An 18,884-nucleotide genomic window follows, 5' to 3' on the forward strand; every position below is an offset into this window, starting at 1 on the left:
TATATTTTTACACAATGAGTGGGTAACATTCACTCAGATCATTTAACATAACTAAAAGGAAACTCTTTAGCCAAATAAAACTAAGACATTTATTGTACCTAATAAATTTACCATAATTATAAAATCCTAGATTCAACAAGAGGAAGTGTGTGTGGCTACCAAAAAACAAATAATTCTCCCTATTGCCGTATTACTTGTAGGGCTAGGTGGATTCGCAGCTCTTTCTGTAATGAAAAAACCACCAGAAGAGAAAGCTGAAGTTGATAATACGCCACTCGTTGCAATAAAAAAGATTGAAATGAAGCCCATGATCTTCTCCGTCGGTTCATATGGTGTCGTCAAAGCCAAATATGAAACTGAGCTGGTTTCTCAAGTCTATGGTGAGATTGTATTCTTATCAAATACCTTTGTTCGTGGTGGATTCGTAAAAAAAGGCGATATTCTAGCAAAAATCGATCCCAGTGATTATGACGCAGATCTTATCGATGCAGAGGCCAGTTTAGCATCAGCCCGCGCGGCCTTAGTTCAGGAGAGAGCCTTTGGTAAAGTCGCTGAAGAGGAGTGGAAGCGCATTAAAGATGGCGTACCGACAGAGTTAAGCCTACGTAAACCACAATTGGCCCATGAAATTGCTAAACTCAACTCCTCTGAAGCAGGATTAAAGCGTGCGCTGCGTAATGTAGAGCGCACCATCATTAAGGCCCCTTTTGATGCTTTGATTGAAAGCAGAAACATTGGATTAGGCTCCTACGTTAGCCAAGCCACCGTTGTAGGCAAACTGTTAAGTACCGCTGAAGCCGAGATCCGCTTGCCTTTGGCTGATAAAGAGATCCAATACCTGAGCAATAAAGGCAAAGACGCCAATGTTGAACTCATTGCCGATTTTGGAGGCAAAAAACAGCAGTGGTTTGGTAAAATTGTTCGCAGCGAGGGGGTTATCGACAGTCGCAGTCGTATGACTTATTTAGTGGCTGAGGTTATTGACCCTTATGGCCTTAAAACCGATAAAAATGAATTACGATATGGCACTTATGTTACCGCCAATATTGCCGGTAACAACGCAGGTAATGTGACCGTTTTACCTAGACATTTAGTCATCAACGGCACCATTGCAATATTAGATGAAGATAAGAAACTTAGGTACAAACCCGTCAATGTGATCCGTCAATTTGGCGCTGAAGTCGTGATTTCAGAAGGATTAGAGCCAGGAATGAAGGTCATAACATCGGCACTCGATTACCCCATTGAAGGTATGCAGCTCGCGCTTCCAGAAGATAAAATACTTCAACATGATGACACCCAAGAGAGTGAAACTCAGCTCGCCATGGAAGAGGAGTAATCGATGTCTGAGCCAACCAATAAAAGCCAAACATCAAAATTACCACAAGAGGACGTAAACTCGGGGATCATAGCTTGGTTTGCCCGCAATAGTGTTGCGGCAAACCTATTAATGCTCATCATTATCCTAGGTGGACTACTCACAGCCGATACCATACGTAAACAATTTTTCCCTCAGATAGAGATCAATTGGGTCGAGTTTAATGCCTTCTACCCAGGCGCAGCACCACAGGAAGTCGAAGAGGGGATCACGATTAAGGTCGAAGAAGCACTTGAGAGTGTTCAAGGTCTTAAACGGGTGATCACCTACTCTAACCGAAATTCAGCATCAGGTTTTTTTCGAATAGAAGACTCCTACGACCCACAAGTGGTGCTCGATGAGATCAAATCAGAAATCGATTCCATCTCCAGCTTCCCTGATGGCATGGAACGGCCTAAAGTTGAACGAATAAAACTACGTCAAGAAGTGCTCTATATGAGCCTTTATGGTGATATGACCCCAAGGCAGCTTAAAGAGTTAGGTGAAAAAATCCACGATGAGTTAATGCAGCTTCCTCTTGTTAATATCACCGATTTCTATGGCGGCCTGGATTATGAGATTGCTATTGAGGTCAGCAAAGACAGATTGCGAGAGTTTGGGCTTAGCTTTAATGATGTTGCCAAAGCTGTGCGCGGCTTTTCACGTAACATGTCAGCTGGTCAAATCCGTGCAGAGAACGGTTACATTAATTTGCGAGTTCAAAATCAGGCTTACGTCGGTTATGAGTTTGAAAACCTGCCTTTAATCACGCTCGAAGATGGCACCAATGTGCTGTTAGGTGATATTGCGACTGTGATTGATGGTTTTCAAGAGGGCATTCAATACTCTAAATTTAACGGTAAAAACTCAGTAACCTTCTTTATCGGTGCAGCAAACGATCAAAGCATGACAGATGTTGCCGATATCGTTAAAGAGTACGTTGCTAAAAAACAAGACGTGTTACCTGAAGGGCTAAAGCTTGAGACTTGGGTTGACATGACCTACTACCTAGAAGGTCGTCTAGATCTCATGTTAGACAGCATGAAAACTGGTGCCATTTTAGTTTTTTTCATGTTGGCACTCTTTCTGCGCGTTCGCTTAGCATTTTGGGTCATGATGGGCTTACCAGTTTGTTTTCTTGGTGCACTGTTATTTATGCCAATGTCGATGATTGATGTCACCGTGAATGTGATCAGCTTATTTGCCTTTATTTTAGTACTGGGTATCGTGGTCGATGACGCGATAGTTATGGGAGAAAGCGCCCATAACGAATGCGATAAAAATGGCCAAAGCCTAGATAATGTCATACGAGGCGTAAAGCGCGTCGCCATGCCAGCAACCTTTGGTGTACTCACCACCATCGCTGCATTTCTACCACTGACAATGGATGATGGCCCCTCCTCCGCCTTTGGTAAAGCGATAGGCTACATTGTGATTTTATGCCTTATCTTCTCTTTGGTTGAGTCAAAACTCATCCTGCCTGCGCACTTGGCTAGAATGAAGCAAAAAACCATCGTCAAACCCGGTTCAAGGAATCCCTTAGATTGGCTCCGAAATGGAGTGAACTTTGTTCAAGATAGAGTTGATACTGGACTTAAATATTTCATTCTGAATATCTATCGTCCAGCACTGACTAAAGCCGTAGAGTATCGTTATACCACCATCATGGTTTTCATCAGCTTTATGCTTATCTGTGCAGGCCTTTATGTGGGGGGGATGATTCGCTATATCGGTCAACCTAAAATCCCCCATGATTTCCCGCGTATCTCCTTCGAAATGAATGTTGATGCTTCAGAAAAAGCTACGCTTGCTGCAGCTCTTGCTATCGAGAAAGCAGTATATGATGTGGATAAAAAGCTCGAACAACAATATGGCCAAGGTATGGTTTCAGATATGCAAGTCGATCTCGAAGGCCGTACCTCGGCGAAAGTAATGACCAAGCTGGTGGATCCAGAGATTAGACCTCTTGATACTTTCGCATTGGCAGAGCTTTGGCGTCAGGCTATGCCCTTAATCCCGGGAATGAAATCATTCGAAGTTAGAGATAACCTCTTTGGTGGCGGCCGTGATGATGGGGATATCAGCTTCAGATTAGAAGGTAAGGACGAAAAGCAACTTATTGCCGCATCAAATGAATTAAAAGCGAAGCTTAACAGCCTTAAAGGTGTAGGGGATGTCAACGATAGCCGCCAGTCCAGTGCCAAAGAAGTACAGTTTAAGCTTAAACCACAAGCTTATGGTTTAGGGTTAACCTTAGCCGACATTGCCTCTCAAGTCGGTAATAGCTTCTACGGGCTTGAGGCACAACGTATTTTGAGAAATGGTGAAGAGATTAAAGTGATGCTCAGATACCCTGAGTCTCAACGAAACTCGATAGCACAAGTCTCTGATGTGCTGATTGTTACCCCACAAGGCGCCGAAGTACCACTATCAGAGGTCGCTAACATCACTGTCACTCAAGGTGTGAATGGTATTCGCCGTGAAAATGGTAACCGTACCATTAACGTCTGGGCCTCGGTCGATGCCGATCAAGCTGAGCCCTTTAAACTCGCTGAAGATATTCGCGATAACTTCATGCCTCAGTTATTGAACAAATACCCGAAAGTGAAGAGTGAGGTTTCTGGCAATATTCAGGAGCAGATGGACAGCGCTAAGACTCAGTTAAGAGATTTCGTTATCTCGCTATTGATCATCTATAGCCTGCTTGCCATTCCGCTTAAGTCATACTCTCAACCCGTGATGATAATGGCGGTGATCCCATTTGGTGTTATAGGCTCAGTATTGGGCCATATGATCATGGGTATCGATCTCAGTGCTTTATCTTTATTCGGTATTATCGCTGCTGCCGGAGTGGTGGTGAATGACTCACTAGTAATGGTTGATTACATTAATAAATCCAGAGAGTCAGGTATTGTGATGAAGACGGCTGTGCTCGAGGCGGGTTGTCGACGCTTTAGGGCTATCATGCTGACATCTCTCACAACCTTTATTGGTTTGATGCCCATCATGACCGAAACCAGTATGCAGGCACAAATGGTGATCCCAATGGCCACCTCCCTCGCCTTCGGCGTACTGTTTGCTACTGTGGTCACCTTGATGCTAATACCTTGTTTGTATCTAGCAATTGAGGACATCAAAAAACTGATTGGCAGTAAATCACGTGTTGATGAATCACTCAACAATAGCTTACAACCTGAACTGATAAAATAACCTTATACAAGGCAGCACCAATGTAGCTCAAGAGTCGAGCGGCATTGGTGCTTTCATCTATACACGCACTAGTAATATGCCCATAAAAATTATAGCTTAATGAACCAAGAGTGATCTCAAACTACCGTTTGCTTTTGTAATCCCAAGCCATCAATACCCAATGTCAACACATCACCTTTTGTTAAATACTTAGGAGGGTTCATTCCTAGACCTACACCTGGAGGAGTACCGGTACTAATAATGTCACCAGACTGAAGGCTCATAAATTGACTGATGTAATGGACTAAATATGGCACTTTATAAACCATGGTGCTGGTGTTGCCTTTTTGCATGCTGTCACCATTTACGTTCAACCAAATACCAAGTTTATCAAAATCTACGATCTCATCCTTAGTGACCAAATAAGGACCTATTGGTCCAAATGTATCGCAACCTTTACCTTTACACCACTGCCCTTGTTTTTCTAATTGAAACCCACGCTCAGATAAGTCATTGATGACACAAAAGTCGGCAACATAACCCATCGCATCTTTTTCAGATACATAACGAGCTTCTTTACCAATAACCACCCCAAGTTCAACTTCCCAATCACTTTTTGTTGAGTTAGGGGGGAGAATAACATCATCATTAGGACCGATTATTGAAGAGGTTGCTTTCATAAAAAGCACAGGTTCTGATGGCACTTCCATACCTGATTCAGCTGCATGATCAGCATAATTAAGCCCGACACAAATCATTTTCCCCACATGAGCAACTGGTGCACCAATCCTTATATTCGCAGAGGCTTCAGGCAGTGAGCTAAGATTCAATTCTTTTAGTTTGTCTAAGCCTCCTGATTCAAAAAAAGCACAGTCAAAATCATTAACATATTCAGAAACGTCTCTTATTATCCCACTATCATCTACAACACCTGGTTTTTCATTTTTAAATTGACCAAAACGAATCAGCTTCATACTTATCTCTTACCTCTTATACATGTTTTTCTAATGAAAAGACTTTATCCATCAATACCCATTGTTGGCCTGGTTTTGCCCATGGAAGAGTTTGTTGCAACCTGGACATCAGTGCTTCCCACTGAGTAACACTCTTGTTTAATTTGTCATTGCGAACTTTGTCTTCAAATGTAAATTGAGAATCAACATCCATGACCATAAAAAGTCGATTGCCACTCAAGTAAATATCCATGTTAATAATCCCGGAATTTTTAATAGAGTGAATGACATCCGGCCAGACATTTCCAACCTTATGGTATGCTTTATACTCCGCAATCAATGCTGGTTCATCTTTCAGATCGAGTAATAAACAATGACGAATTATGCGATGATTAAGCATGATGTATCCTCATCGTTCTGTACCCAAAAATAGACACAAGGATAAAACACACCAGAGGTAGGAAGAATGAAGCTTGAATAGCGGTTAGTAAGTCACTCACCCAATGATCGATAATTATGGCCTGCATCATAGGGAGAAAGGTACCACCAACGATTGCCATAATTAGCCCTGCAGCTGCAAATTTTGCATCATCACCATGAATATTGGTTAAAGCAATGCCATAAATGGTAGGAAACATCAAAGACATACAAGCTGAAATAGCGACTAAGCAGTAAAGTCCATATATGCCATCAATAAAAATAGTCCCTAATGTAAATACTATTGCCGCAAAGGAAAGGCTCATAAGTAATTTGCCTGCACTGATGTATTTAAGTAAAAAAGTACAAACAAATCTACTTAAGCAAAAGATAGCCATTGCAATAATATTGAACTCTTGTGCAACAATTTGTGCTTCTTTCTCTGCCATCCCTTGAGCAACAAAAACCTCAGTCCCATAATGAATAATAAAAGTCCAACACATTATTTGTGCGCCAACATAAAACATCTGGGCGATGACACCTTCTCGATATCGTTTATTATTGAACAATCTAGAAAATATCGTTTTCAAACTAATATCTGAATCGACGGTTTTTGGCGAAGTAGGCATTTTAAACATCAGAATGAAGACAAAAAGTAGCAAGATAACTAAACCAATAAAGATATAAGGTTGGCTCACAATGGACAAATCAGCATGTTTGACAGTATCAAACTCTTCCACTGTCATTAATGCTCTTTCTGTTTTACCACGACCGTCTAAGTTGATAAGAATGAATTGAGAAGCGGTAAACATGCCAATCAATGAGCCTATTGGGTTAAATGCCTGTGCAAGGTTAAGTCTTCTTGTGGCCGTTTCTTGATTGCCCATTGAAAGAATATACGGGTTGGCTGTCGTTTCTAAAAAAAAAAGACCACATGTAATAACAAAGTAAGCGACAAGAAAAGGAAAAAAATCACCAATAACACTCGCCGGAATAAACAGTAAACCTCCGATAGCATATAATGCTAAACCGACTAATATTCCTGCTTTATACGAATATTTACGAATGAAAAGTGCAGCGGGTATCGCCATTGCACCATAACCGCCATAAAAGGTAACTTGTATCCATGTTGCTTCAGTTGCACCGGTCATAAATATCTTTTGGAATGCTGCAACCATTGGGTTGGTAATATCATTTGCAAACCCCCATAGAGCGAAGCAAAATGTGATCAACACGAACGGTACAAGATATTGCCTAGTGACAACGTTCCCAGATAAAATAGGTTGTTTTTCTGAGATATAACTATTCATTTTAATATCCATAGCAACTCCAAACCAACGTATGTTTTAGTTATTTAATGTGACAAATCCGCCATCTATCGGAAAATTACAGCCTGTAATGAAAGCGGATACATCAGAACTTAGATAGGTGATTAACGCTGCAATTTCGGCCACAGTCCCCATTCGACCAATCGGTTGTGATTGAGAAAGCGTATCGAAAATTTCTTGTGGATTATGTGGATAATTTTTTTCGATAAAATTATCCACAAAAGGAGTGTGAACTCTTGCTGGGGATATACAGTTGCAACGAATGCCTTCATTAATATAATCCTTTGCGACTGAATACGTCATCGTTAACACTGCACCTTTTGTCATTGAATAGGCAAAACGTTCAGCAATACCTACTGATGATGCAATAGAAACAAGGTTAACAATCATGCCATATTGCCTCTCTTTCATGGAGCTAATAACAGCATGCATCATGTTATAAACGCCTTTTACGTTGACGTTATAAAGTCGATCTAAATCGGCTTCAGATGTCTGCTCCAAACTGCCAACATATCCAATCCCTGCATTGTTAATTAAGATATCTATTGGCCGTTGTTTAAGAATATTAGCAACCACTCTCTTAGTCTCAATATGATCAGCGATATCACAAATACTTAAGAGAGCATTTCCCCCAGCAACATGGATCAACTCAACTGTCTCTTGAGCCTGCAGTTCATTTAAATCAAGAACAATAATAAAAGTGCCCTCTCGTGACATGCTCAGTGCAGTTTCGCGTCCGATACCACTACCTGCTCCGGTAATTAATGCTGTTCTCCCCAAAAATGTCTTATTCATTATTTAATTCCAAGTTTATAAAAATTATTTGCATTTTTAGACCATATTTGACACTTATTAACCTCGGTTAACGTGTTGATAAATTGATCGGACAGTTGTACCCACTCACTAAACTCAGCTGCGAGGGTCACTACAGGCCAATCACTACCCCACATCAATCGCTCGGCGCCAAAAAGTGCATAAAGAGTTTCAAAATAAGGTTTTAGTTGTGAAAAATGAATAGGCTGTTTGTTCGATATTCTAGCTTCAGTGACTAAACCAGAAATTTCACATAACGCATTAGTTTCATTCGCAATATCACTCATTTTGTTATACCAATCGGAGCAGAGTAATTGACGCGTGAAATCATGGCTGATTTGAGGTTTTGCAGCATGATCAATCACTAGATTTAAATCCGGAAATCGCTTCAACAATAATAATATTGCATCAAGATGAGTTGAATTCACCAGTGCGTCGAAGCACATATCATGTTCTATAAGGTATTCAAAAACAGGAGTGAACCTGTCATCTAAAATCCAATTTGGGTCTGCGATATCCTGCAACATCGGACGAATGCCTTTAAAATACTTACTCCTGCTAAACTGCTTCATGTGTTGAATAACAGCAGGAGAATTCAGATCAACCCAGCCAACGACACCAGTAATAAATTCATTATTTTCAGCTAAAGTAAGCATGAACTCAGTTTCTTCTAACGAAGCAGCGGCTTGAACCAATACGGTATAACCGACATGGCTTTCGCGTAAATGGTGCTCTATATTTACGGGTAAATAATCACGATATAGAATACCCATGGCTGGTGATAACCATTGATAGTCCCCTCTAGACAATTGCCAGAAGTGCTGATGAGAATCCACCCGGAGCATTATGCTTTCTCCGCTCTAACAGGTGCATCAGAGTCTAGCAATTGACGATTTTGTAGTTCTAGCCAAAAATCTACAGGAATATTAAAATTCATATCCTTGACCGTCGATTCAACTCTAGTTGCAGAGCTTAATCCAGGTATGACACAGACAACTGATGGATGAGCCAATGGGAACTGCAATGCCGCAGACGCTAACGGTACATTGTATAAATCACAGACAGCTTCTAATTTCTTAACTCTGTTAATTATATTCTCGGTGGCTGGAGCATAATTGTAATGTGGAATAACGCCTTCTCTACGCGTCCCCGTCGCTAATATACCGGAGTTATAAGGGCCTCCTAGTACAATGGAGCTATTGTCTTTAATACAGCGAGGCATAAATGTCTTTAATGCTTCTTGTTCTAACAAGGTGTAACGCCCTGCAAGCAAAAAACAATTAAAATAGCCATAATCCATTGCTTGTTCACACACCTCATATTCATTAACCCCAAGGCCAATAGCTGAGACTAATCCTTGGGAACGAAGCTCATCCATAGCTTTATAACCACCTTCCATCGCAATTTTAAATAATTGCTGGTGTTTCTCACCGTGCACAACAGCACCAATATCATGCATGTAAATAATATCTATTTTCGACACACAAAGTCGTTGAATACTATCTTCAAATGAACGCATTATTCCGTCATAGGAGTAATCATAAATAGGTTCAAATGGCATAGGTGAGCAAAACCCATATTTGTCTTCAGCTTTGTCACATTGTCTTAATACCCGCCCAACTTTTGTTGATAAGACGATATTATTTGCATCATATTCACGTAAAGCATCACCAACACGGCGCTCACTTAACCCGAAACCGTAATATGGCGCGGTATCAAACATATTGATGCCGCAGTCGTAGGCCTTACGAAGTGCATTGTGGGCATTTGAGTCAGATACTTTATGGTATAGATTGCCAAGTGTTGCGGCACCAAAGCCCAGCTCATTTACCGATAGGTTTGTATTGGCGATTATTTTTTTTCATTTGCAATTCACTTCTAAAATGATGGTGATACTATCTAAATGGGGGACATGCTGGCCCAATTGAATCAAACTTTTTATAAGTTAAAACAAATTCTTGATGACCTAGTGCTTCTGACTTTGTAGGCAAGCCTGATGCAACCTTTTCCACCAGTTGAAAAATCTCATTGCCAACATAATCAACAGATGCAGTACCTTGGATAATTTTCCCTGCATCAATATCCATATCAGCAGATAGCTTTTGATAAGTTTCAGGGTTGGCACAAATTTTAATGACGGGAGAGATTGCTGACCCCACCACAGAACCTCGGCCGGTAGTAAACAAAATGACGTGAGAACCAGAAGCTATTAGTTCAACTATTTCAGCATTATCTACAATATTGGGAAAACCAAACATGGGGTTGCCATCTGGCACCACATCCATTAAATATAGTCCACCTTGCTTGGGTATATCGCCAGGCTTAATCAAACCGTGAATTTTAGACGAGCCAGATTTGGCATATGCGCCCATAGACTTTTCCTCTTGGGTAGTCAGTCCACCTTCTGCATTTCCTGGTGCAAAACTGCCATATCCCATAATGCGATAATAGTTTTCAGCTTTTTCAACTGATGCCATAATTTCTTCACCTAACTCAGGTGTAATAGCTCTATCCGACATAATGTATTCACAGCCTATAAGCTCACCTGTTTCTTCAAAAATACAAGTCGCATTATTCTCAATAAGCTTATCAAAACAACTGCCAACCGCTGGATTTGCACTGATACCGCTGGTGCCGTCAGAACCTCCACAAATTGTTCCAACAACCAATTCGTCCAAATCCATAGAAACGGTCGGTATTTGTAGGTTTCTTGCTAGCATATTTCTAGAATGAGATAAGCCGACTTCAATACTTGACAGTGTTCCACCATTATCTTGAATAACAATCGTTTCCACTTCTCTACCGCTCTCACTAATTGCAGCACTAAGTCGCTCTCGATTAAACCCTTCACACCCAAGCGAAAGTAAAATAACACTGGAGACATTAGGGTGAGTACAGAGTTGAATCATCATTTTCAATGAATACTCATTAGGATAACAACCTGGGAAACCAATCAGTTGCACATCACCACTACCACTTTGACTGACAATAGAACGAGCAACGTGATGAGCGCATTCAACCAAATAGGCGACTAAAACAACATTTCTAATGCCTTTGCGCCCATCAGCTCTTAAAAATGCTCTCATTTAGTTCCCCCTATCTTGCTTTGTCTTGAATGGCTTGAAATATAATCACTTTTCATGTTATGCACATGAATGTGCTCCCCTTTCAAAATAAACTGAGTTGCTGAACCAATTGGCACGCCATATTTCATTACTTTCTCACTTTCATTAATTGAGTATCTAGCAAGCTTATGACCTACATCTATAGGGGAAGATAATGAAATCTCTTCGCCATCAACCTCAATTAAAGTCCCAATATTGAGATGTTTACAACACACTAATACGTTATCAATTTCGTTAAGTAGAACGAGGCGTTTATCAATCATTTTAAATATCCCAACGAGAAAATTGCACAGCAACAAACCTTAAACAGATCACGATAAAACAGCGTTGCTACACCTTGGTTACATATTAGTAACGTATTAAATATAAAACAATATTTAATATAGGGATTTAATTTTCACCCTGTTTTTTATTGTTCAACGAGATAATAAAATCCATTAACAACTGAGTTAAATTTAAAACAAATACAGTTGATACATATAGTTATGTAAGTAAAATTATTAGCTCCTTAGTAATAAGTCGATAACCAATAACAGTGACAAATGAACTACTGCTTAACGTTTACATTGAATATGAGCTTACACACTTAAAACACGCCATGATTTAACACTAATTCGACTGAATCTATATAAATTATCTACATACAAAGGGGGATGTTTAGTGTGTTTTTTGTTCGATGGTTGTGTTATTGTTAGTTTTGCTGGGCAAACAACGTTTACTATACGAACCACCTCTTCGTCGCGTAACATTAACTGTTTAGGCTGAGTTTGCTTTTGTAAAATACACTCTGAAATAAATAGCTCATCTATATCAACTAGATAGCAGAACAGGTGTAAATCTAATCAGATAGAAGGCTTAGAAAATGACAAAAAAAATTCAGTTTATATACTGATCCTGTGACGGATGCTGTTCCAATGTTCCTGATGCGAAATACCACAACAGGGCAACATTTTATATCTAGTAACCCTTATGAAAATTCAACCATTGTTGATTATGTAAACCCCTTCAATCGATATGTTGATGAAGACTGGCATTCACTAGGTGCTTGGACCGAAAGATTTAACGGTGGAACAATTCAACAGGTAGATAAAGGCCTTCTCTTGTTTGATTCAAGCTTTACAACCAATCACCTTTTACAAAATACACTCATTCCAGATGAATACATTGCAAAACTCAATACAAAAATAGATCAATTCGGTAGTAATAACTCTGACGCTCTACTTTTCAGACTAACGAATGATAATGCTACATTAGAACTGAAATTTCGTAATGGAAACCTATACTATCTCAACTCAACCGGCACAAGTGTGACTCTAATCGACACCAATGTTAACTTCAATGAATGGCATGAATATCAAATAGTAACTTCATTTAAGTCATCAACCGGAGAAACTTATGCCGAGTTACTTATCGATGGTAAAGCGCTAGTTAATAATGCTGGTGAATCTAAGAGAGTTAGGTTCCTCCTCCCCCCACCGACATCAGAAAACAGAGTCCTCTTCTTTGTTAGAGGCAAAGAGGATCAAGTTAAAACATTGCTCGGAAAAATCATTGTTGAAGACCTATATTATTCTGCTCTCAACGAACAAAAACAATACAAGCCATATGATGGGGCTACAGATTATATAGGCCTCATGGGATACGCAATGCCTGAGGACCATAGTTCAGAGACATTAAGATATATCAACTTAAGTGATGTGTTAAATGACAAAAGCTATTATCTTAATCCCAACAACCTCAATTTAAATGTGCTAGAAGATAATGGTAATTAATTAAGGTATGAAGAAAACCTTGTTTGTGGTGACTGATAATGATGACAAAAGTATTATCGATGCTTTTAACTTACAACGTAAACTTCAACTGCATATATGTTTATCTGATACCGTGAATTCGAGTAAGATTTTTTGCAATAAACTAACTTGAGGTAAATGGAATACAGATCCAAGATACAATAATGTGCCTGAAATCTTGAGCAAAGCACATTGTGAATGTTTATAACTGGCCTGAATAAGACAAACTAATACTTGAGAGCTTTTCTGCCGCTGATTTTATAAGTACTTTTGCTTCAGAAATACTTGGAGATTGCTTGTTACCTTTTAGAAATGGCACTGTGATCGTTGCAATGACACTTTTGGTCCCACCTAAAAATATTGGAAATGAAATATCTTCCAGGCTTTGAATAATTGGACTTTTAATTCTTGCAAATCCCTGTGCTCTTATCTCTTCCAAAGATGCTAACAACTGTTCTTCATCGAATTTATTATCTAGAGCACGTAAATCCTCTATCGACTTATTTAACGATTTCTCACTTTTCCAGGCGAGCAGAACATGACCGGAACCCGACTCATTCAAAAACAAATGGTGGCCTAAATGCACGGAGAACCCTACGCTACTTGGGTTGTCTAACTTGGCAATGACAACCATTCGATTTTGGCTTTCTACGGCAATATGACACGATTGTAAAATTTCAGCGGATAATTCGCGCATAATGGGGTATGCGACTTCAACCAATGTGCCGTTTGGTGGCACTCTTAACCCAAGATCGAATAATCGATTTGTAATGTGGAAAAAGTCAGAGCCTTCATTTTTTGCTAAATACCCCATTTTTTCTAACGCTGCGAGCATACGGAACAGCTCACTTTTAGAGCGCTTTAATGTAGTTGATATTTGTGCTAATGACATTGGCTTTTGCTCTTCTGCGAGCAATTCCAATATCTCAAATCCTTTTTCTAACGCAGGTGCAGAGTATTCTCTTTTTTTGCTGATTTCCATTTGATACCTGATTCTTTTCAATAAACAAATTTTTAATCTGTTAAGCTTGATGCACGCTCCAATCCGTTTCACTTTATCATATTTAGTCTATTTCCAATCAAGAAATTACAATTTATAAGATAAAGCACTTCATTAGTGCGTAAAACAATACTGACCTCATGAAAATAGTAATCACTAATTGCAATCATCCTCTAAACACTTTCCATGCCGTTCGTTTCTTAAGCGTTGAACATTAAGAGCTAAACAATCGATTTACAATTCATTGTATAAGCAAACACACTGCATTATTTCACATAAAAAACATCGCTTCACCTGTAAATCATGTCAAGTGTGGTAATAATTAATCAATTGTTAATGAGAGGTTACCTTGCGTCTACAGGTAAATGCTCATCTCCCCTATATGGAATCTATTATAATGAGAAAGGCATTTAATCTAACCTTCATTTTGTTTATGGTTTTTTTCTCAACTTTAGTTATGGCAAAAGAGAGAAAACCAAACATTATTATCATCATGACAGATGACCAAGGTTACGGAGATTTAGGACATAACTTCAACCCAGTGGTAAAGACACCCAATATCGATCAACTAGCCAGTGAAAGTATACGATTTACCAATTTCCATATGGATCCAACATGCTCACCTAGCCGCTCCTCACTGCTGACAGGTAAATACTCCATGCGTGCAGGTGTTTGGCATACTATTATGGGACGTTCATTACTGCCAACTCAGCACACAACACTGCCAGAAGCATTACAATCTGCAGGTTATAAAACGGCCATTTTTTGAAAGTGGCACTTAGGCGACAATTATCCCTTTAGGCCGGAAGACCAAGGTTTTGATGAAACATTAATTCATGGTGGAGGTGGAGTTGGTCAAACACCAGACTATTGGGGCAATACTCAGTTTAGTGATACTTACTTCAGAAATGGTCAGCCAGAGAAATTCAGTGAATACGCAACCAATGTATGGTTTGATGAAGCAACTAAGTTCATTGAAGATAATAAAGAAAAACCTTTTTTTGCATATATATCAACCAACGCTCCCCATAGACCATGGCGTGCCCCTAAAGAATATATTCAACCATATCTAGATCTTGGATTACCTAAAAAGCTCGCATTGTTCTATGCAATGATAACTCATCTTGATTCTCGAATTTTACATTTACGTGAAACGCTTCAACAGCTCGATATTGCAGACAATACCTTATTAATATTTACAACCGATAACGGTTCTTCAATGAAATCTAGCTACGACAATATCTTTGGGAAAGAAGATATTGAAGATTTTATTGATAACCTTAACCTCGATCTTAATTCAAAAACTTGGGATTTTAATGCTGGAATGAAAGGATTTAAAGCTTCAGTTTATGAAGGGGGTCATCGTGTCCCATTATTAATGCATTGGCCTAAAGTAAAATTGTTCCAGCCTAGGGATATCGATACGTTAACGGCTCATTTCGATTTAATGCCCACAATACTTGATATTGCTAAGGTGCCATTACCCAAAGGACAAGATGGTCAAAGCTTGTTACCTATTTTAAAGGGTGAAAAAACCTCCCCTTCTCGCACACTTTTTATAACCAATCAACGCGTAGATATTCCCTCACCAGAGCGGCCCAGTGTAGTCATGACCCAGCAATGGCGATATGTATTACATGAACAGAAAAATAAAATAGAATTATTCGACATTTTAAAAGATCCACAACAGTTACAAGATGTGAAGTCACAACATCCAGCAGTGGTAAAACAATTACATGGTGACTTTGAACGTTGGTGGAAATATGTGACTTCAGAAGGCTTTGAACGTCAGAGAATTATCATTGGCAGTCACCATGAAAACCCTTCTAGACTTACTAGTATGGATTGGATGGAAGCGACATCCGAAATAGAAGTTCCATGGTTTCCAGGCTTTCAAAGACCTCAAGATGATTATCAAAATTCAAGTTGGATGGGACGCATGAGTGATATCAAACCTTTACCATGGTATTTATCGGTCAAACAATCAGATGAATACACTATCACTCTTTACTTGCAAGATATTGCGGCTTCAAAGCCGATTGAACGTCAATATGCATTCCTTGAACTTAATGGGAAACGGTCGGTAATGGACATAAACAAACTGGCAAACGGTGTTAGCTTTACTCACCAACTTAAACAAGGGGAGTTACGGCTAAAGGCATGGTTTGCTAATGACTTACAAGGTAAAAACAATATTTTGCCGGCATTTTACGCTTATAGTAGAGAGAGAATATAAATGAGAAAAATATTTATAGTATTGATGGCATGCTGGCTGAGCTTTTTCGCTAACGCTACACAAAAAGTTAATGAATCTATGGATGAGCTTTGGGGAGAGCATTCAGTAAAACAAAAAAATATTGGCCAAAAAGGTGATTGGTTTAAACAATCAAAATATGCAATGTTTGTACATTGGGGCCTCTATTCAATACCTGCAGGCCAATGGAAAGGAAAAAATTATTACGGAATTACTGAATGGCTAATGTCCCCAAGAGTTGCAAATATCGATAAGGTTGAATATGCAAAACTAGCTGATAAGTTCAATCCTACGGATTTTGACGCACAAGCCTTGGTACAGCTAGCTGTTGATGCTGGAATGAAGTATATAGTCATAACAGCTAAACATCATGATGGTTTTGCCATGTATGATTCAGCCGTTAGCGATTATAATATTGTTAAAGCAACACCTTACAAACGAGATCCTTTAAAGGCTCTTGCTAAAGCTTGTAAAGAGGCAGGCATTGGATTTGGGCTATATTACTCTCAATACCAAGACTGGTACGAGCAAGGAAGTGCGGGTATTGCTTGGGATGACTCAAAACAAATATACAGTTTTGACGAATACTTTGAACGAAAGGCTCTTCCTCAAATTAAAGAACTGATGACAAACTACGGTTCTATCGCTTTAATCTGGTTTGATACTCCTGGCCCTATGGGTGATAAATATTCTAAAGAAATTGTTGAAACCGTGAAGGAATTACAACCTAACACATTGATTAATAGTCGTATTGGTAACGGATATGGAGATTACTCATCATTAGGCGATACACATATTGCTACAACCAATCATACTGGCTTGTGGGAAACAGTCGATACTACGAATAACTCATGGGGCTATGCTTGGTACGATCAAAACTTTAAAAGTGCTAAAAAGATCGCGAGTAACTTAGTCACTACGATCGCTCGTGGCGGTAATTACATGCTCAATGTAGGCCCAACAGGAAAAGGGGTCGTGCCAACAACAGCAGACAATCAATTAAGACTTGCAGGTCAATGGATTGCCCAAAATAAAGAGGCTATTTATGGTGCTTCAGCTTCCCCTTGGAAAAGAGCTCTCCCATGGGGTGATGTAACAGTAAAAGATAATCAGCTTTATTTACATGTTATTCGTTGGCCTGAAACTGGAGTGATCAGTTTACCAGGGTTAGAAAATAGAGTTAACTCTGCTTATAAACTCAATACTGACGAGAAAATTGAATTTATTCAAACTAATGATAAGTGGATAGATTTTGTTTTACCAAACCATTCAAAAAAGCAATTAATCACGATTATCAAAGTCACAATCGACGGCAGTCTTGATGTCGATAGCAAGATCAAAATTAATCATACTGGTTCCGATATGCTGTTCGCTGAATTTGCAGCGTGCAAAGGTTGTGAGTTCAAAGAAGTACGCTGGATGGAAAAATTTGGCGAATGGGTTTATGCCCCAAGTTTAGTTAATTGGCAAGACAATAGTGAAGCCAGTTGGAAAATTGATGTCAGACGCAAAGGGCAATACTACATCGATTTAGAGTATCCGGCTGATGAACACGTTGATTACAGCGAGTGGATGCTGACTGCTGGACAAACCTCATTGATTATGCAAGCACCAGTGTCTGAGGTTAAGGCTGGTGGAATTAAATTACACACTATAAAATTAACCCCAATTACAGATTAGTATCTGTCAATGTGCAAAACCCAACAAGCACTTAACTTGTTGGGTTCTCTACTGCTATCTCTAAATCAATTTACGCTACACCCACAATATCCATTCTGATGAGATGAGTTCTTCAAACTTTTTGATACCTCCCCAACTCAAACTTGGCCACGTTAAGCAAAAAACCATTTAACCACCAATAAATCGGTTCAAAAACATCTGAATAATATCCTTATTATCAAGCAACTAAGAACCCATGTTTAAAAAAGTTAATCTTTTGTTAATTAAACCTAGGGCTAAGCACTATTCCAAAAAATGATTTACAGGGGGAAGTTAAAATGATCAAAAGTAAATGCCTTAAGAGCAAGCTATCGATAGCCATATCGACAGCGCTAATAACAGCAAGTTTAACGACGACTACAACTTTGCATGCCGAAGAGAAGAAAAAAGAAAAGCCAAACAATAAAGAGTCTATTGAAGTAATCGTAGTAAAAGGAAGCATTGCTGCTAGTTATGAAGGGGCTATTGGTATAAAACGATTAGCAGACACTATAGTCGATGCGATTACAACAGAAGATATAGGCCAATTTGCTGACGACAGTATTGCAGGTGCTATTAAGCGTATGCCAGGTGTTCAAATTGAAACAGATCCAGCTGGGACTGATGGCGACAGAGTATCGATTCGTGGTTTAGGACCTCAGTTTGTCAACTCTACTATCAATGGTAGAACACTTCTGTCATCAGGCAATGAAGCTCAAGGTTTACGAAAGATGAACTTCAATGTATTCCCTGCAAGCATCTTAAGTGGTGTCAGAGTTGTCAAAGGACAAACAGCAACTCGCCCTGAAAGTGGTTTGGCTGGACAAGTAAACTTACTCACTATCAAACCATTAGATTTAAAACAATTGCATAGCAAAAACTACTTTGGTTCCATTTCTTATAAAGCTGAATATCATGATTTAGACAGCGATAAAGGTGCAGTTTAGACGGTGTTTTTGC

14 protein-coding genes and 1 pseudogene are annotated in these 18,884 nt (G+C 39.3%); 6 read left to right on the top strand and 9 right to left on the bottom strand.

Annotation, left to right across the window (positions count from 1 at the left end):
• Positions 1 to 151: 151 nt before the first annotated feature.
• Positions 152 to 1,339, top strand: coding sequence for an efflux RND transporter periplasmic adaptor subunit (locus HWQ47_RS13690; RefSeq protein ID WP_269966673.1), 1,188 nt, complete (start codon positions 152 to 154; stop codon positions 1,337 to 1,339).
• A 3-nt stretch (positions 1,340 to 1,342) separates the two neighbouring features.
• Positions 1,343 to 4,567, top strand: a complete 3,225-nt coding sequence (locus HWQ47_RS13695) for an efflux RND transporter permease subunit (RefSeq protein WP_269966674.1) — start codon at positions 1,343 to 1,345, stop codon at positions 4,565 to 4,567.
• A 116-nt stretch (positions 4,568 to 4,683) separates the two neighbouring features.
• On the opposite strand, the gene HWQ47_RS13700 is transcribed toward HWQ47_RS13695, so the two are convergent.
• Genes HWQ47_RS13700 through HWQ47_RS13735 form a run of 8 tightly spaced genes read right to left on the bottom strand, consistent with a single transcriptional unit; the run spans position 4,684 to position 11,445 of the window.
• The gene (locus tag HWQ47_RS13700; protein ID WP_269966675.1) at positions 4,684 to 5,520 is read right to left on the bottom strand and encodes a fumarylacetoacetate hydrolase family protein; all 837 of its coding nucleotides are present in this window, start codon (positions 5,518 to 5,520) and stop codon (positions 4,684 to 4,686) included.
• 16 nt (positions 5,521 to 5,536) lie between these two features.
• Positions 5,537 to 5,899: an L-rhamnose mutarotase gene (locus tag HWQ47_RS13705; RefSeq protein WP_269966676.1), complete on the bottom strand. Its 363-nt coding sequence runs from the start codon at positions 5,897 to 5,899 to the stop codon at positions 5,537 to 5,539.
• On the bottom strand, positions 5,892 to 7,238 hold the full coding sequence (fucP, locus tag HWQ47_RS13710; RefSeq protein ID WP_269966677.1) for an L-fucose:H+ symporter permease: 1,347 nt from the start codon (positions 7,236 to 7,238) through the stop codon (positions 5,892 to 5,894). Before fucP ends, HWQ47_RS13705 begins: the two co-directional genes overlap by 8 nt.
• Before the next feature lie 24 nt (positions 7,239 to 7,262).
• Positions 7,263 to 8,039: an SDR family NAD(P)-dependent oxidoreductase gene (locus HWQ47_RS13715; protein ID WP_269966678.1), complete on the bottom strand. Its 777-nt coding sequence runs from the start codon at positions 8,037 to 8,039 to the stop codon at positions 7,263 to 7,265.
• Complete coding sequence (locus tag HWQ47_RS13720) at positions 8,039 to 8,902, bottom strand: amidohydrolase family protein (RefSeq protein ID WP_269966679.1); 864 nt, start codon at positions 8,900 to 8,902, stop codon at positions 8,039 to 8,041. The genes HWQ47_RS13715 and HWQ47_RS13720 overlap by 1 nt, the downstream gene beginning before the upstream one ends.
• On the bottom strand, positions 8,902 to 9,912 hold the full coding sequence (locus tag HWQ47_RS13725; RefSeq protein WP_269971748.1) for an aldo/keto reductase: 1,011 nt from the start codon (positions 9,910 to 9,912) through the stop codon (positions 8,902 to 8,904). The genes HWQ47_RS13720 and HWQ47_RS13725 overlap by 1 nt, the downstream gene beginning before the upstream one ends.
• 40 nt (positions 9,913 to 9,952) lie before the next feature.
• Positions 9,953 to 11,143 carry a UxaA family hydrolase gene (locus HWQ47_RS13730; RefSeq protein WP_269966680.1) on the bottom strand — a complete coding sequence of 397 codons (1,191 nt, stop codon included), beginning with the start codon at positions 11,141 to 11,143 and terminating at the stop codon, positions 9,953 to 9,955.
• Positions 11,140 to 11,445, bottom strand: a complete 306-nt coding sequence (locus tag HWQ47_RS13735) for a UxaA family hydrolase (RefSeq protein ID WP_269966681.1) — start codon at positions 11,443 to 11,445, stop codon at positions 11,140 to 11,142. The genes HWQ47_RS13730 and HWQ47_RS13735 overlap by 4 nt, the downstream gene beginning before the upstream one ends.
• Positions 11,446 to 12,105: 660 nt before the next feature.
• Between HWQ47_RS13735 and HWQ47_RS13740 the strand changes: the two genes are divergently transcribed.
• Positions 12,106 to 12,954, top strand: a complete 849-nt coding sequence (locus tag HWQ47_RS13740; protein ID WP_269966682.1) for a LamG domain-containing protein — start codon at positions 12,106 to 12,108, stop codon at positions 12,952 to 12,954.
• 220 nt (positions 12,955 to 13,174) lie between these two features.
• Here HWQ47_RS13740 and HWQ47_RS13745 read toward each other — a convergent pair whose 3' ends face one another.
• Positions 13,175 to 13,954, bottom strand: a complete 780-nt coding sequence (locus HWQ47_RS13745; RefSeq protein WP_269966683.1) for an IclR family transcriptional regulator — start codon at positions 13,952 to 13,954, stop codon at positions 13,175 to 13,177.
• Positions 13,955 to 14,429: 475 nt separating this feature from the next.
• Between HWQ47_RS13745 and HWQ47_RS13750 the strand changes: the two are divergent.
• From HWQ47_RS13750 to HWQ47_RS13760, 3 genes and pseudogenes are all read left to right on the top strand, one after another.
• Positions 14,430 to 16,208 (top strand): annotated as a pseudogene (locus HWQ47_RS13750) (arylsulfatase).
• On the top strand, positions 16,209 to 17,906 hold the full coding sequence (locus HWQ47_RS13755) for an alpha-L-fucosidase (protein ID WP_269966684.1): 1,698 nt from the start codon (positions 16,209 to 16,211) through the stop codon (positions 17,904 to 17,906).
• Between the two features lie 317 nt (positions 17,907 to 18,223).
• Positions 18,224 to 18,871: a TonB-dependent receptor plug domain-containing protein gene (locus HWQ47_RS13760; RefSeq protein ID WP_269966685.1), complete on the top strand. Its 648-nt coding sequence runs from the start codon at positions 18,224 to 18,226 to the stop codon at positions 18,869 to 18,871.
• The last annotated feature ends 13 nt before the right edge of the window (positions 18,872 to 18,884 follow it).

Origin of the sequence: Shewanella sp. MTB7 (assembly GCF_027571385.1) — a bacterium.
Classification (GTDB): domain Bacteria; phylum Pseudomonadota; class Gammaproteobacteria; order Enterobacterales; family Shewanellaceae; genus Shewanella.